Origin of the sequence: Vreelandella hamiltonii (assembly GCF_014651795.1) — a bacterium.
In the GTDB taxonomy this organism is placed as follows: domain Bacteria; phylum Pseudomonadota; class Gammaproteobacteria; order Pseudomonadales; family Halomonadaceae; genus Vreelandella; species Vreelandella hamiltonii.
Map to the genome: position 1 here is coordinate 1 of NZ_BMXO01000022.1, position 14,411 is coordinate 14,411.

The window sequence follows — 14,411 nt, forward strand, 5'->3', positions numbered from 1 at the left end:
ACGACCGGGACGTGAATGCGGCCCGGAATATCCTCAGCCTCGGGGCAGGACGTTGCCCTCAAGAAGTTGGAATCCCCGTCCTTTAGGGCGGGGAGGACGTCAATAGGCAGCTAATGGTGGGTTGGGTCAGAATGGCTCAAACGAAGATGTTTGCCGCCAGCCTAACGAAAAAGGAATATAGCCGGATGACCACGGAGGCCATGGGTCGCCGAGGCGCGAAGCGTCGGCAGCGCTTGCAGGAAAGCGAACGTATCGTTGCAGCAAATTCTCATTGGTCACTTGGCGGTTGGCAGGGCGGGCTTTAGGCTTGGGAGCTGAGCCGTCATCGAACAGGAGTAGAGCGTATGCCGTTATCTCGCGCCGAGATTGCCACCCCGTCCGGGGCACGATTGATCAACCGGTTGTGCAAGCACTGGGCCCACAAGCTGGAGGTGGAGCAGGGCGAGCAGCATGCCAGGATCGTGTTTGCCAGCGGCACCTGCCTGATGCACGCGGAGCCCGAGCGCCTGATCGTCGCCATCGAAACCCTCGAAGAAGAGCATCTGGACCAGCTGGAAGGCGTGGTGGAAAGCCATCTGGTGCGCATGGCGAAAGATGAGCCGCTGGAGATCGTCTGGGAGAACTGAGCGCCATCTGCCGTGCTTCCGTCAGCACCGCATCCCGTCAGGTGGTCTGCTATAATCGCGGCCACCTTTTTTGTTTCTCGCTGATGCCGAACGGCACACGCACAGGAGTTCCCATGACCCGAATTGCCATTGTGGGCGTAGCTGGCCGTATGGGCCGCACGTTAGTCAACGCCATAGAACAGGATGCCGGTGCCCAACTGGCCGGGGGAATCGTCGAGCCGGGCAGTTCGCTGGCGGGGGCGGATATCGGTGAGCTGGCAGGCGTAGGCAAGCGGGGAGTGGTGGCGGTGGACTCGTTGGCGGCCATCGTGGACGACTTCGACGTGCTGATCGACTTCACGGCACCCCAGGTGACGCTGGCGAACCTGGCGTTTTGTGCCGAGCACGGCAAGCGCATCGTGATCGGCACGACCGGCATGAACGATGACGAGCTGGCCGCGCTGGACAGCTACCGCGACCGCGTAGCGATGGTATTTGCACCCAACATGAGCGTCGGCGTGAACCTGACCCTGAAGCTGCTGGAAACGGCGGCCAAGGCGTTGGGCGACGAAGGCTACGACATCGAAGTGATCGAGTCTCACCACCGCCATAAGGTCGATGCGCCGTCCGGAACGGCCATCAAGATGGGCGAAGTGGTGGCGGAGAGCCTGGGGCGCACCTTGAAGGAGCACGGCGTTTTCGAGCGCGTGGGGCAGTGCGGCCCGCGTACCGATAAAGAGATCGGTTTTGCTACCGTGCGGGCAGGCGATATCGTCGGTGAGCACACGGTGATGTTCGCCACCGAAGGCGAGCGCATCGAAATTACCCACAAGGCGTCCAGCCGCATGACCTTCGCCAAAGGGGCCGTGCGGGCGGCACGCTGGGTAGCCGCTCAGCCGCATGGCCGTTATGACATGCAGGACGTGCTGGCGCTGAGCTGAGCCGTGGGCTTTTGTTAGACCAAGGTCGGCATAAAACGCTGGCTCTGGTGCGCTAAATGCTGTAACATTCCAAAAATTTTGGCCCAGTGGCTGCAAAAAGCAGCACCATATCGGCAGTCGAACACACGGCTGTCGAGAGAGCACCGCGCTTGTTGCACTGGTCGTCAAGTGGGAAAAGTAGTCAGCGACATGCTGCGCCATGGCCAACACCGTTATGAAGGCCACGGAAAGAGAACAACAAGCGGGATGAAACCGATTTTTTTATTGTCGGCTTCGTCCCGCTTTTTTACGACCCGACGTTTGTGCGCAAACGCCGTAACCGGATCGCCGAGCCTGCGCCCACAGGCTCCCACCAGCATGGGAGAACGTGTTTTGAATAACCCCGCATTGAGCAAACCCGCGATATTGGCCCTGGAAGATGGCAGTGTGTTTCATGGAACGGCCATCGGCGCGGAGGGAATCACGAGCGGTGAGGTGGTGTTCAATACAGCCATGACCGGCTATCAGGAAATTCTCACCGACCCCTCTTATACCCGCCAGATCGTCACCCTGACCTACCCGCATATCGGCAATACCGGCATCAATTCCGAAGACATCGAGTCCGCGTCCATTGCGGCGGCGGGCCTGGTGATTCGTGATCTCCCCCTGCTGGCCAGCAGCTTCCGTTCCGAACAGAGCCTTGCCGATTATCTGGTCAGCCAGAATGTGCTGGGCATTGCCGATATCGATACCCGCCGCCTGACGCGCATTCTGCGTGACAAGGGCGCCCAGAACGGGGCGATTCTGGCAGGTGCCGAGGCCGAATGTGATGATGCCGTCGAGCGTGCGCTGGCGGCGGCGAAGGCGTTTCCGGGCCTGAAGGGCATGGATCTGGCGAAAGAAGTCTCCTGCAAGGAGGCCTATGAGTGGTCGGAAGGCGAGTGGACCCTGGGCGAAGGTTACGCGGATGCCAGCCAGGGTGAGCGCCCCTACCATGTGGTGGCCTTCGATTACGGCGTGAAATTCAACATCCTGCGCATGCTGGCGGCCCGTGGCTGCCGCTTGACGGTGGTGCCTGCGCAAACCCCTGCAGCAGACGTGCTGGCCATGAACCCGGACGGTGTCTTCCTGGCCAACGGCCCCGGCGACCCCGAGCCCTGCGATTACGCCATCAAGGCGATCCAGGAAGTGCTGGAAACCGACACCCCGGTGTTTGGTATCTGCCTGGGCCACCAGCTGCTGGCGCTGGCCTCTGGCGCGAAAACCGTCAAGATGGGCCACGGCCACCACGGCGCCAACCACCCGGTTCAAGACCTGGACACCGGTACGGTGATGATCACCAGCCAGAACCATGGCTTTGCCGCCGATGAAGCTTCCCTGCCCAGCAACGTGCGCGCCACGCACCGTTCGCTGTTCGACGGCACCTTGCAGGGAATCGAGCGCACCGACCGCCCGGCCTTCAGCTTCCAGGGGCACCCGGAAGCCAGCCCCGGCCCGCGCGATGTAGCGCCGCTGTTCGATCGCTTCATCGCGATGATGCAGGCGCGCCGCTAAGTCAGCCGCGCTGCCGCTCATTGCCCAGTTACGTCGCCTCGATGCTCATCGTCACCACTTTTTGCGGGAACCGTTATGCCTAAGCGTACCGATATCAACAGCATTCTCATCATTGGCGCTGGTCCGATCGTCATCGGCCAGGCCTGCGAATTCGACTACTCCGGCGCCCAGGCTTGTAAAGCGCTGCGCGAGGAGGGCTACCGGGTCATTCTGGTGAACTCCAACCCGGCCACCATCATGACCGACCCGGCCATGGCCGATGCCACCTACATCGAGCCGATCACCTGGCAGGCGGTAGAGAAGATCATCGAAGCCGAGCGCCCGGATGTGATTCTGCCCACCATGGGCGGCCAGACGGCGCTGAACTGCGCGCTGGACCTCGACAAGCACGGCGTGCTGGCCAAGTACGGCGTCGAGATGATCGGTGCCAACGCCGATGCCATCAACAAGGCCGAAGACCGCGACCTGTTCGACAAGGCGATGAAGAACATCGGCCTGGAGTGCCCCAAGGCCAAAGTGGCGCACACCATGGACGAGGCCTGGGAGATTCAGGCGGAGCTGGGCTTTCCGACCATCATTCGTCCTTCCTACACCATGGGCGGCTCCGGCGGCGGCGTGGCGTACAACAAGGAAGAGTTCGAAGAGATCTGTACCCGTGGGTTCGAGCTTTCCAACAACCACGAGCTGCTCATCGACGAGTCGCTGCTGGGCTGGAAAGAGTACGAGATGGAAGTGGTGCGTGACCGCAACGACAACTGCATCATCGTCTGCGCCATCGAAAACTTCGACCCCATGGGCGTGCACACCGGTGACTCGATTACCGTCGCGCCTGCCCAGACGCTGACCGATAAAGAGTACCAGATCATGCGCGACGCCTCTCTGGCCGTGCTGCGCGAGATCGGCGTGGAAACCGGGGGCTCGAACGTGCAGTTCGGTATGGACCCGAAAACCGGTCGCATGGTGGTGATCGAGATGAACCCGCGGGTGTCGCGCTCCTCGGCGCTGGCGTCCAAGGCCACCGGTTTCCCGATTGCCAAGATAGCTGCCAAGCTGGCGGTGGGCTACACCCTGGACGAGCTGCAGAACGACATCACCGGCGGCCAGACCCCGGCCTCGTTCGAGCCCTCCATCGATTACGTGGTCACCAAGATTCCGCGTTTCACCTTCGAGAAGTTCCCCCAGGCCAACGACCGCCTGACCACCCAGATGAAGTCGGTGGGCGAGGTGATGGCCATTGGGCGTACCTTCCAGGAGTCGCTGCAGAAAGCGCTGCGCGGCATGGAAACCGGCAACGACGGCCTCGATCCGATCATCACCGAGTTCACCGACGAAGCCATGGCCCAGATCAAGGGCGAGCTGCAGGCAGCGGGTGCCGAGCGCATCTTCTTCGTCGCCGACGCCATGCGGGCGGGCATGAGCGTGGATGAGATCTTTGCGCTGACCAACATCGACCGTTGGTTCCTGGTGCAAATGGAAGACCTGATTCTCACCGAAGCCGCCGTATCCAAGCGCGCCCTGGCAGAGTTCTCGGCACGTGAGCTGTTCCAGCTCAAGCGCAAGGGCTTCTCCGATGCGCGGCTGGCGAAGCTGCTGGGCGTCTCCGAGAAGGAGTTCCGCAAAACGCGCCAGGCAGCAGGCATTCGCCCGGTCTACAAGCGCGTCGACACCTGTGCCGCCGAGTTTGCTTCCGATACCGCCTACATGTACTCCACCTATGAAGAGGAGTGCGAAGCGGACGTGTCGGATCGCCAGAAGATCATGGTGCTGGGCGGTGGCCCGAACCGTATCGGCCAGGGTATCGAGTTCGACTACTGCTGCGTGCACGCCGCCTTCGCCATGCGCGACGACGGCTATGAAACCATCATGGTCAACTGCAACCCGGAAACCGTCTCCACCGACTACGACACCTCCGACCGCCTCTACTTCGAGCCGGTGACGCTGGAAGACGTGCTGGAAATCGCCGACAAGGAGAAGCCGGTGGGCGTCATCGTCCAGTTCGGCGGCCAAACGCCGCTGAAGCTGGCTCGTGAGCTGGAAGCGGCAGGCGTGCCGATCATCGGTACCACGCCGGATGCCATCGACCGCGCCGAAGACCGCGAGCGCTTCCAGGTGATGATCGACAAACTCGGCCTGAAGCAGCCGCCCAACGCCACGGCCCGCAGCTTCGAAGAAGCCTTCACCAGGGCCGAGAAGATCGGCTACCCGCTGGTCGTGCGTCCCAGCTATGTGCTGGGTGGCCGTGCCATGGAGATCGTCTACGACGCCTCCGAGCTCGAAAACTACATGACCAACGCGGTCAAGGTCTCCAACGACTCGCCGGTGCTGCTGGATCACTTCCTCAGTGCGGCAGTGGAAGTAGACATCGACGCGGTCTCCGATGGTCAGCAGGTGGTCATCGGCGGCATCATGCAGCACGTCGAGCAGGCAGGCGTTCACTCTGGCGACTCTGCCTGTGCGCTGCCACCCTACTCGCTGCCCGCCGACGTGCAGGACGAGATGCGCGCACAGGTCAAGAAAATGGCCGTCGAGCTGGGCGTGAAAGGCCTGATGAACGTACAGCTGGCCTGGCAGGATGGCGAGATCTACGTGATCGAGGTCAACCCGCGTGCTTCGCGTACCGTGCCTTTCGTTTCCAAGTGCATCGGCACCTCGCTGGCCCAGATTGCCGCCCGCTGCATGGCCGGCAAGACTCTGGCGGAACAGGGCTTCGAGCGTGAAATCGTGCCGCACTTCTATAGCGTCAAGGAAGCCGTTTTCCCGTTCAACAAGTTCCAGGGCGTGGACCCGATCCTCTCGCCGGAAATGAAGTCCACCGGTGAAGTCATGGGCTCCGGCGATACCTTCGCCGAAGCCTTCTTCAAGGCGCAGCTGGGCGCGGGTGAGGCGATTCCGGCGCTGGAAGGCGACCGCAAGGCATTCCTGTCGGTGCGCGAGCCGGACAAGCAGGGGATTATCGAAGTGGCCCGTTCTCTGCTAACATTGGGCTTCACGCTATGTGCAACACGCGGTACCGCAGCGGCCCTCGAAGCCGCCGGGCTGCCCGTGGAGCGCGTCAACAAAGTCAATGAAGGCCGTCCCCATATCGTCGATCTGCTGAAGAACGACGAAATCGCCTACATCGTGAATACCACCGAAGGTCGTCAGGCAATCAACGACTCTTCGATCATTCGCCGTACTGCTCTCGCGCGCAAGGTGCCCTATGCGACCACCTTGGCGGGCGCTAATGCTGTTTGCATGGCGGTGGAGTACGGTAGGGAGATTACGGTGCGGCGCCTTCAGGATCTGCACGCAGGAGCAACGCAATGAACAAGGTCCCGATGACGGTTGCGGGAGAGAAGAGCCTTCGCGATGAGCTCAACCATCTGAAGAGCGAAGCTCGCCCTCAGGTGATTGCCGCCATCGCCGAAGCGCGTGAGCACGGCGATCTCAAGGAGAACGCCGAGTACCACGCTGCGCGCGAACAGCAAGGCTTCATCGAAGGCCGTATTCAGGAAATCGAGAGCAAACTCTCCGGTGCCCAGGTGATCGACGTCACCAAGCTGCCGAAAACCGGCAAGGTGATCTTTGGCGTCACCGTGTCACTGCTGAACCTGGACAGCGACGCCAGCGTGACGTACCGCATCGTGGGTGAAGACGAAGCGGACATCAAGGCCGGGCGCATTTCCGTGACATCGCCCATTGCCCGCGCGCTGATCGGCAAGGAAGAGGGCGACGTGGTGGTGGTGAAAACCCCCGGTGGCGACGTGGAGTACGAAATCGAGAGTGTCGAGCACCTCTGATCACGTTCCGCTAGCGCCATGAAAAAGGCCCGGTGCAGTTTCCTGCATCGGGCCTTTTCGTCTGGCGCTGTTTTATGATGGGCGCCAGATCCGTTCAGCCAAGCGTCCGCTCAGCCAAGCGTCCGCTCAGCCAAACGCTCCTGCGTCAGTGCCGCCCGTGGTGGTTCTCGAAGCGGGTCACGTTGGAGAGCTTGGGGTTGGCCTTGGGGTTGCGACGGTACAGCAGCGCCATCTTGCCGATGGTTTGCACCAGTTCGGCCTTGCTGTCAGCCAGCAGCTCGTTGATCATCGCGGCGCGATCATCCCGCTCGGGCAGGGCGAGCTTCACTTTGATCAGCTCGTGGTCGTTGAGCGCGCGGCTGAGTTCTGCGAGCAGGTTTTCGGAGACGCCGTTCTCAGAAACGGTGACCACGGGGTTCAAATGGTGGCCAATGCTACGAAATGCTTTCTTTTGTGCCTGTGACAAGCTCATGGTATCTTGCGGTATCCCGGTTAGCGCTTAACGTTCCATCTTACGGTGAAATGCCGTCAAGTGAAAGCAATCCCGTCAATGCGCCCATCTCTTATTCCAGCGTCAGATGCCCCTATGCAGCAAAAGCCTCCAAGCCGTAAACATTCAGTGAGCAAAACCAGCAACAACTGGAAGAAAGAACATTTCGACGACCAGTACGTGAAACAGAGCTGGCAGGATGGCTACCGCTCCCGGGCAAGCTACAAACTGCTGGAGCTGGATGAGAAGGACAAGCTGTTTCGCAATGGCATGACGGTGATCGACCTGGGGGCAGCGCCCGGCGGATGGAGTCAGATCGCCGCCGAAAAGGTTGGCCCGGAAGGTGTCGTGATCGCCTCCGACATTCTGGAGATGGACGCCCTGGCAGGGGTCGACTTCATTCAGGGCGATTTCACCGAAGAGCGTGTACTCAATGCGATTCTCGAGCGGTTGGGAAATCGACCGGTAGACCTTGTTATGTCCGACATGGCCCCCAATATGAGTGGGATGGCCGCCATCGACCAGCCACAGGCCATGTACCTTGTCGAGCTTGCTCTGGAGCTGGCGCGTGAAACGCTCTCGCCCAAGGGGCGTTTTCTGGTCAAAGTATTTCAGGGGGAGGGCTTCGACACCTATTTGAAGGAGCTGCGCGGCAGCTTTCAGCGCGTCGTGACCCGTAAGCCGGATGCTTCACGGGCCCGTTCACGAGAAGTCTATTTTCTGGCCGAAGGCTTTCGCGGTTAGCAAGTGACCGCGTGCATGGCCACGATAGCGACGATTTATCACCACGATTGCCAGACAGGCAGGCGTAAGGTGTGTCACATTATGCACATTGGACGAGCGTGACACAGATGGCCCAGGGCGTTATGCGCTTTGGCAATGGTTGAACGTTAAACTCTAGTGTAAGGTCTGAGTATTAACGGTTAACTGACGGATTCTTGTAATGAGGGTAGCCCCTTGAACGATATGGCGAAGAACCTGATTCTGTGGTTGGTCATCGCGGCCGTTCTGCTGACAGTGTTCAACAATTTCAGTACGGAAAGCGCGCCGCAAAGCACCAACTACTCCCAGTTTGTGCAGCAGGTGCAAAATCAGCAGATCCGCAGCGTCACCATCGATGGGTATACCATCACCGGTGAGCGGACCGATGGTTCGCAGTTTCAGACCATCCGCCCTGCCGCAGAAGATCCCAAGCTGATCGACGACCTGCTGAGCAACAATGTCACGGTGGTCGGCAAGGCGCCGGAGCAGCAAAGCATCTGGACACGGCTGCTGATTGCCAGTTTCCCGATCCTGCTGATCCTGGCGATCTTCATGTTCTTCATGCGCCAGATGCAAGGCGGTGCCGGTGGCGGCAAGGGTGGCCCGATGAGCTTCGGCAAGTCGAAGGCCAAGCTGCTCTCACAAGACCAGATCAAGACCACCTTTGCTGACGTGGCGGGCTGTGACGAGGCCAAGGAAGAGGTGGAAGAGCTGGTCGACTTCCTGCGCGACCCTAGCAAATTCCAGCGTCTGGGGGGCACCATTCCCCGTGGTGTGCTGATGGTCGGTCCTCCCGGTACCGGTAAGACGCTGTTGGCCAAGTCCATTGCCGGTGAGGCCAAGGTACCGTTCTTCTCCATCTCGGGTTCCGACTTCGTCGAGATGTTCGTGGGCGTGGGTGCGTCCCGCGTGCGCGATATGTTCGAGCAGGCCAAGAAGCAGGCGCCCTGCATCATCTTCATCGACGAGATCGATGCCGTGGGTCGCTCGCGTGGCACCGGCATGGGTGGCGGTAACGATGAGCGCGAGCAGACGCTGAACCAGCTGCTGGTCGAGATGGACGGCTTCGAGGCCAACGAAGGCATCATCGTGATTGCGGCCACCAACCGTCCGGACGTACTCGACCCCGCGCTGCTGCGCCCGGGCCGCTTCGACCGTCAGGTAACCGTGGGCTTGCCGGATATCCGTGGCCGTGAGCATATTCTGGGCGTTCACCTGCGCAAGGTGCCGCTGGCAGATGACGTGAAGCCGCAGCTGATTGCCCGTGGTACGCCTGGTTTCTCCGGTGCCGACCTGGCCAACCTGGTGAACGAGGCTGCCCTGTTTGCGGCGCGTCGTAACAAGCGCCTGGTAGGCATGGAAGAGCTTGAGCTGGCCAAGGACAAGATCATGATGGGCGCCGAGCGCAAATCCATGGTCATGTCCGATAAAGAGAAGCTCAATACCGCTTACCACGAGGCAGGTCACGCGATCATTGGTCTGGTCATGCCCGAGCACGACCCGGTCTACAAGGTCACGATTATTCCCCGTGGCCGCGCTCTGGGTGTGACGATGTTCCTGCCGGAAGAGGATCGTTACAGCCTGTCGCGCCAGCAGATCATCAGCCAGCTCTGCTCACTGTTCGGTGGTCGTATTGCCGAAGAGATGACGCTTGGGCCCAACGGTGTCACCACGGGTGCTTCCAACGACATCAAGCGCGCCACGGAGCTGGCCCATAACATGGTGGCCAAGTGGGGGCTTTCGGACGAAATGGGTCCGATCATGTACGACGAGGACGAGTCTCACCAGTTCCTTGGTGGCCCGGGTCAGGGTGGCGGCAAGCTGAGGTCCGGCGAAACCACCACGCGCCTCGATAAGGAAGTGCGCAAGATCATCGACGAGTGCTACGAACAGGCTCGCCAGATTTTGCATGACAACCGCGACAAGCTGGATGCCATGGCCGAAGCGCTGATGAAGTACGAGACCATCGATGCGCATCAGCTGAAAGACATCATGGAAGGGCGTGACCCCCGCCCGCCGGAAGGCTGGGGTGACGGCGACTCTTCGGGTGGCGGCTCTCCGGTAGGTGGCGACAAGCCGGAAGCGAAACCAGAAGAGCCTGAAGCCGCCTCGGAAGGCGATAGCGAAGAAGACGATGACGAGCCGCGTCGTCGCCCTTCGGACCCGTTGGGTGGGTCGGCGGGCTCTTGAGCCAGGCCATCACGCCAACCAGCAAAGGCGCCCCAGCGGGGCGCCTTTTTGTTATCCTGTGGCCAATGACAGTGAATTTTTTTGATTTCAGGCGGCAAGATGAACCCGATCGTTGACCCTATCTCGGCTCCGCACGTCCCGGAAGATGCGTTTCACCTGCGCTGTGGTCGCCATTCGCTCGATCTCTCGTTTCCACGGGTGATGGGCATATTGAACGTTACCCCGGACTCGTTTTCCGACGGTGGGCAGCATGTGGCCCTCGATGATGCGCTGCGCCATGCCGAGCGCATGCTGGCGGAAGGCGCGGCGATGATCGATGTGGGGGGAGAGTCGACCCGCCCAGGTGCCACGCCGGTCACCGAACAGCAGGAGCTGGACCGGGTGGCTCCGGTGGTAGAGGCGCTGGTGCGTGAGCTGGATGCGCTGGTGTCGGTGGACACCAGCAGCGCCCTGGTCATGCGTGAGGTGAGCGCGCTGGGAGCGGGCATGATCAACGATGTGCGTGCCCTGGAGCGCGATGGCGCTCTGATGGCGGCGGCCAGTAGTGGCCTGCCGGTATGTCTGATGCATCGCCAGGGTGAGCCGCAGGATATGCAGCACTCGCCTGGCTACGATGTGCCGGTGGAGCAGGCCGTGGCGGCCTACCTGGCGGAGCGGATCGCGGCCTGCGAAGCGGTGGGGCTGCGTCGTCATCGGCTGCTGCTGGACCCCGGTTTTGGCTTTGGCAAAACCGTCGAGCATAACCTGCAGCTGTTGAAGCACATGGCCTCGCTGAACGAGCTGGGCTTGCCGCTGCTGGTGGGCATGTCGCGCAAGAGCATGATTGGTAAGGTGCTGGGCCGTCCTGTGGAAGAGCGCCTGGCGGGAGGGCTGGCGCTAGCTGCCATGGCGGTGGAGCGCGGAGCCAAAGTGATTCGGGTGCACGATGTAGGGCCCACGGTGGATGCCGTGAATATGGCCTGGGCCGTGCTGCAAGAAGGCTGTGAGCCGCTCGTGAAGAAGGAGTCTTGACATGACGCGTCGTTATTTTGGTACCGATGGTATTCGTGGCACGGTAGGACAGGCGCCGATTACGGCTGATTTCATGCTCAAACTGGGTTGGGCCGCCGGGCAGGTGTTGCGTCGCGAAAAGGGCCGCACCCGGGTGTTGATCGGCAAGGATACGCGTATTTCCGGCTATATGTTCGAGTCGGCGCTGGAAGCGGGGCTGTCTGCTGCTGGGGTGGATGTGGCGCTGTTGGGGCCGATGCCCACGCCGGGTATTGCCTACCTGACGCGCACCTTCCGCGCGGATGCCGGGATCGTCATTTCAGCCTCGCACAACCCCTTCGATGACAACGGCATCAAGTTTTTCTCTGCCGAAGGCAAGAAGTTGCCCGATGAGATCGAAGACCGTATCGAAGCCATGCTGGAAGCGCCGCTGACCACGGCCGAGGCCGTGCAACTGGGCAAGGCGACGCGGATCGACGATGCGGCGGGCCGCTATATCGAGTTCTGTAAATCTACGCTGCCGGACAGGCTGAGCCTGCATGGCCTGAAAGTAGTGCTGGATTGCGCTCATGGGGCCACTTACCATATCGCCCCCAGCGTATTCCGCGAGCTGGGGGCCGATGTCAGCGTGATTGGGGCGTCTCCCGACGGATTGAATATCAACCAACAGGTGGGGTCCACCCATCCCGCTGCGCTACGCGCCGCGGTCATTCAGCAGGGGGCCGACCTGGGCGTCGCCTTCGATGGCGACGGCGACCGTGTGCTGCTGGTGGATGCCGATGGCCGAGAAGTGGATGGCGATGACATTCTCTATCTGATCGCCCGTGACCGTTTCGAGCGTGGCCTGCTGGAAGGTGGCGTGGTGGGCACCCTGATGAGCAATTTTGGGCTGGCCATGGCGCTGGAGCGGCTGGGTATTCCCTTCCAGCGCGCCAAAGTGGGCGACCGCTTCGTCATGGAGATGATGGCCGCCAACGGTTGGGAACTGGGGGGCGAGGCTTCGGGGCATATCGTGTGTGGTCATGTGCAGAGCACCGGCGACGGCATCGTGTCCGCGCTGCAGGTGCTGGCCTTGATGGTTCGCGAGCAGAAGCCGCTGCCGGCCCTGCTCAAGGGGCTCGAAAAAGTCCCCCAGTCGCTGGTCAACGTGCGGCTACCGGCCGGCTCCGATGCTCGCCAGGTGATGGCAGCTCCACCCTTGCAGGAAGCCGTGGCGGCGCTGGAAGCCGAGTTGGGCGACCAGGGACGCGTGCTGCTGCGCGCCTCGGGGACGGAACCGCTGATTCGGGTCATGGTGGAAGGCCGTGCCCATCTGGATGTCGACCGCCTGGCCAATCGGCTGGCCCAGCAGGTCCAGGCGCTGCTCGGTGACGACGCCAGCAAATAACGCAGGACGCGTCACAGCGGTTGTCTTGACAAGGCGGCTCCTATACCATTTCGCTCCACCTGGATTGAGGATCACCCATGCGCACGCCCTTGATTGCCGGTAACTGGAAAATGAACGGTTCGGCGGCATTGATCGAGTCGTTTGGTAAAACGTTTGCTTCTGCCACGCTACCGGAAGGTGTCGAGGTGGTGATTATTCCGCCCTTTCCTTACCTGGACATGGCGCGTCAGGCGTTTGGTGATACGCCGCTGAAGCTGGGGGCGCAAACGCTCAATCCTCAGCACGCCGGGGCGCATACCGGTGAAGTCAGTGGTCGCATGCTCAAGGAATTTGGCGTTGGCTACGTGCTGGTGGGCCACTCCGAGCGCCGTCAGCTCTACCGTGAAAGCGACGAGCAGGTATTCAATCGCCTGGTGGCCGCTCTGGATGTCGGCTTGACGCCGATTCTGTGTGTCGGCGAGACCCTCGAGGAGCGTGATGCCGGCCAGACCATGGACGTGGTCTTGCGCCAGGTAGGCTACGCCATGGCGCGACTGGAACCAGAACAGCGTCGTCAGGTGGTGATTGCCTACGAGCCTGTTTGGGCCATTGGTACCGGGCGCACGGCCTCGCCGGAGCAGGCTCAGGAAGTCATGGCAGGTATTCGTGCCTACCAGGCAGGGTTCGATGCGTCGCTGGCGGAGCAGTTGAAACTGCTTTACGGCGGCAGCATGAATGCAAGTAATGCGGCAGAGCTGCTTGCTCAGCCGGATATCGACGGCGGTTTGGTGGGCGGTGCCTCGCTTAAAACCGACGATTTCTACGCCATTTGTCAGTCAGCAGGATAACGCCATGCAAGTTGCAATTCTTATGGTTCATGTGGTGATTGCGGTCGCCCTGGTGGTACTCATCCTGCTTCAGCAGGGTAAAGGCGCTGAAGCGGGGGCTGCCTTCGGTGGCGGCGCATCGCAAACGGTGTTTGGTTCGCGGGGTAGCGGTAACTTCCTTTCTCGCACCACGGGTGTGCTGGCGGCGGGCTTTTTCGTCACCTCCATGGCGCTGGCGTACTTTGCTACCCAGGCAGGCCAGGCACCGGAAGCGGGCATTCCCGACGCACGCTTGATCGAGCAGCAGCGCAGCATTCCTACGCTTGACGACAGCCCTGCAAGTATGGATAATACCGCGCCAGTGCTTGAGGAAAGCGGAGAGTAATCAGCCGCGTTTTCTTTGGCCTCCCCTGATGCCGAAGTGGTGGAATTGGTAGACACGCTATCTTGAGGGGGTAGTGACCGTATGGTCGTGCGGGTTCAAGTCCCGCCTTCGGCACCATCTGTTTCGCTGGCTCGCCAGCTTCCCAGAGTATTTGCCAAAGAAAGTCAGGGTTGGCACCTGAGACGAAAACAGCACTTGACGTAAGTAGTTTAAGTGTCTATTATCGTCGACCTAGATTGATGCGGGGTGGAGCAGTCTGGTAGCTCGTCGGGCTCATAACCCGAAGGTCATCGGTTCAAATCCGGTCCCCGCTACCATTTATTTAGCAACATTGCAGTGTCGTGAAGCAGTTCGCAATTTGTTTCAAGGCAGCGAAAAGATCGCAACATGTTGCTAAAATGGTATTACAGGTTTCTTTCGAAAAGCCCCTTCCTGTGAAGGGGCTTTTTGTTAGTAGCTTTTTTGCGAGCCAAGAGTGTCTCACGCGCGGACGTTGTTCAGTAGCCAGAGACACATTCCCAGGTAATGCCAATCAGCCTCCTG

General features: G+C 60.8%; 12 protein-coding genes and 2 tRNA genes. 13 read left to right on the forward strand and 1 reads right to left on the reverse strand.

Annotation, left to right across the window (positions count from 1 at the left end; all coding sequences use genetic code 11):
• Window positions 1–344 precede the first annotated feature (344 nt).
• The 5 genes from IE061_RS17125 (at window position 345) to greA (ending at window position 6,858) form a co-directional block, all read left to right on the forward strand.
• On the forward strand, window positions 345–626 hold the full coding sequence (locus tag IE061_RS17125) for a DUF2218 domain-containing protein (protein WP_193462143.1): 282 nt from the start codon (window positions 345–347) through the stop codon (window positions 624–626).
• 113 nt (window positions 627–739) lie between these two features.
• Window positions 740–1,546 carry a 4-hydroxy-tetrahydrodipicolinate reductase gene (dapB, locus tag IE061_RS17130; RefSeq protein WP_193462144.1) on the forward strand — a complete coding sequence of 269 codons (807 nt, stop codon included), beginning with the start codon at window positions 740–742 and terminating at the stop codon, window positions 1,544–1,546.
• Between the two features lie 387 nt (window positions 1,547–1,933).
• Complete coding sequence (gene carA, locus IE061_RS17135; protein WP_193462163.1) at window positions 1,934–3,079, forward strand: glutamine-hydrolyzing carbamoyl-phosphate synthase small subunit; 1,146 nt, start codon at window positions 1,934–1,936, stop codon at window positions 3,077–3,079.
• Window positions 3,080–3,154: 75 nt separating this feature from the next.
• Window positions 3,155–6,385, forward strand: a complete 3,231-nt coding sequence (gene carB, locus IE061_RS17140; protein WP_193462145.1) for a carbamoyl-phosphate synthase large subunit — start codon at window positions 3,155–3,157, stop codon at window positions 6,383–6,385.
• Window positions 6,382–6,858, forward strand: coding sequence for a transcription elongation factor GreA (gene greA, locus IE061_RS17145; RefSeq protein WP_039181387.1), 477 nt, complete (start codon window positions 6,382–6,384; stop codon window positions 6,856–6,858). Before carB ends, greA begins: the two co-directional genes overlap by 4 nt.
• A 145-nt stretch (window positions 6,859–7,003) precedes the next feature.
• On the opposite strand, the gene yhbY is transcribed toward greA, so the two are convergent.
• Entirely contained in the window at window positions 7,004–7,330 is a 327-nt protein-coding gene (gene yhbY, locus IE061_RS17150; RefSeq protein WP_016915916.1) for a ribosome assembly RNA-binding protein YhbY, read from the reverse strand.
• Window positions 7,331–7,444: 114 nt separating this feature from the next.
• Here yhbY and rlmE point away from each other — a divergent pair, with 114 nt between their 5' ends.
• The 8 genes from rlmE to IE061_RS17190 all read left to right on the forward strand — a co-directional run bounded on the left by rlmE (window position 7,445) and on the right by IE061_RS17190 (window position 14,185).
• Window positions 7,445–8,092, forward strand: coding sequence for a 23S rRNA (uridine(2552)-2'-O)-methyltransferase RlmE (gene rlmE, locus IE061_RS17155; protein ID WP_016915917.1), 648 nt, complete (start codon window positions 7,445–7,447; stop codon window positions 8,090–8,092).
• A gap of 213 nt (window positions 8,093–8,305) precedes the next feature.
• The gene (ftsH, locus tag IE061_RS17160) at window positions 8,306–10,300 is read left to right on the forward strand and encodes an ATP-dependent zinc metalloprotease FtsH (RefSeq protein WP_193462146.1); all 1,995 of its coding nucleotides are present in this window, start codon (window positions 8,306–8,308) and stop codon (window positions 10,298–10,300) included.
• 99 nt (window positions 10,301–10,399) lie between these two features.
• Window positions 10,400–11,311, forward strand: coding sequence for a dihydropteroate synthase (gene folP, locus IE061_RS17165; RefSeq protein WP_189464100.1), 912 nt, complete (start codon window positions 10,400–10,402; stop codon window positions 11,309–11,311).
• A gap of 1 nt (window position 11,312) precedes the next feature.
• A complete protein-coding gene (gene glmM / locus IE061_RS17170; RefSeq protein WP_193462147.1) occupies window positions 11,313–12,677 on the forward strand; it encodes a phosphoglucosamine mutase in 1,365 nt (454 codons plus the stop codon).
• 77 nt (window positions 12,678–12,754) lie between these two features.
• Window positions 12,755–13,504, forward strand: coding sequence for a triose-phosphate isomerase (gene tpiA / locus IE061_RS17175; protein WP_193462148.1), 750 nt, complete (start codon window positions 12,755–12,757; stop codon window positions 13,502–13,504).
• Window positions 13,505–13,508: 4 nt separating this feature from the next.
• Entirely contained in the window at window positions 13,509–13,868 is a 360-nt protein-coding gene (secG, locus tag IE061_RS17180; protein ID WP_016915922.1) for a preprotein translocase subunit SecG, read from the forward strand.
• A gap of 30 nt (window positions 13,869–13,898) precedes the next feature.
• Window positions 13,899–13,985, forward strand: a tRNA-Leu gene (locus IE061_RS17185).
• Window positions 13,986–14,108: 123 nt separating this feature from the next.
• Window positions 14,109–14,185 (forward strand) — tRNA-Met (locus IE061_RS17190).
• Window positions 14,186–14,411 lie beyond the last annotated feature (226 nt).

Bases quoted from the DNA above. Each gene is read 5' to 3' on its own strand.
- IE061_RS17125 (WP_193462143.1), top strand. From the start codon at position 345: ATGCCGTTATCTCGCGCCGAGATTGCCACCCCGTCCGGGGCACGATTG.
- dapB (WP_193462144.1), top strand. From the start codon at position 740: ATGACCCGAATTGCCATTGTGGGCGTAGCTGGCCGTATGGGCCGCACG.
- carB (WP_193462145.1), top strand. From the start codon at position 3,155: ATGCCTAAGCGTACCGATATCAACAGCATTCTCATCATTGGCGCTGGT.
- greA (WP_039181387.1), top strand. From the start codon at position 6,382: ATGAACAAGGTCCCGATGACGGTTGCGGGAGAGAAGAGCCTTCGCGAT.
- yhbY (WP_016915916.1), bottom strand. From the start codon at position 7,330: ATGAGCTTGTCACAGGCACAAAAGAAAGCATTTCGTAGCATTGGCCAC.
- rlmE (WP_016915917.1), top strand. From the start codon at position 7,445: ATGCAGCAAAAGCCTCCAAGCCGTAAACATTCAGTGAGCAAAACCAGC.
- folP (WP_189464100.1), top strand. From the start codon at position 10,400: ATGAACCCGATCGTTGACCCTATCTCGGCTCCGCACGTCCCGGAAGAT.
- glmM (WP_193462147.1), top strand. From the start codon at position 11,313: ATGACGCGTCGTTATTTTGGTACCGATGGTATTCGTGGCACGGTAGGA.
- tpiA (WP_193462148.1), top strand. From the start codon at position 12,755: ATGCGCACGCCCTTGATTGCCGGTAACTGGAAAATGAACGGTTCGGCG.
- secG (WP_016915922.1), top strand. From the start codon at position 13,509: ATGCAAGTTGCAATTCTTATGGTTCATGTGGTGATTGCGGTCGCCCTG.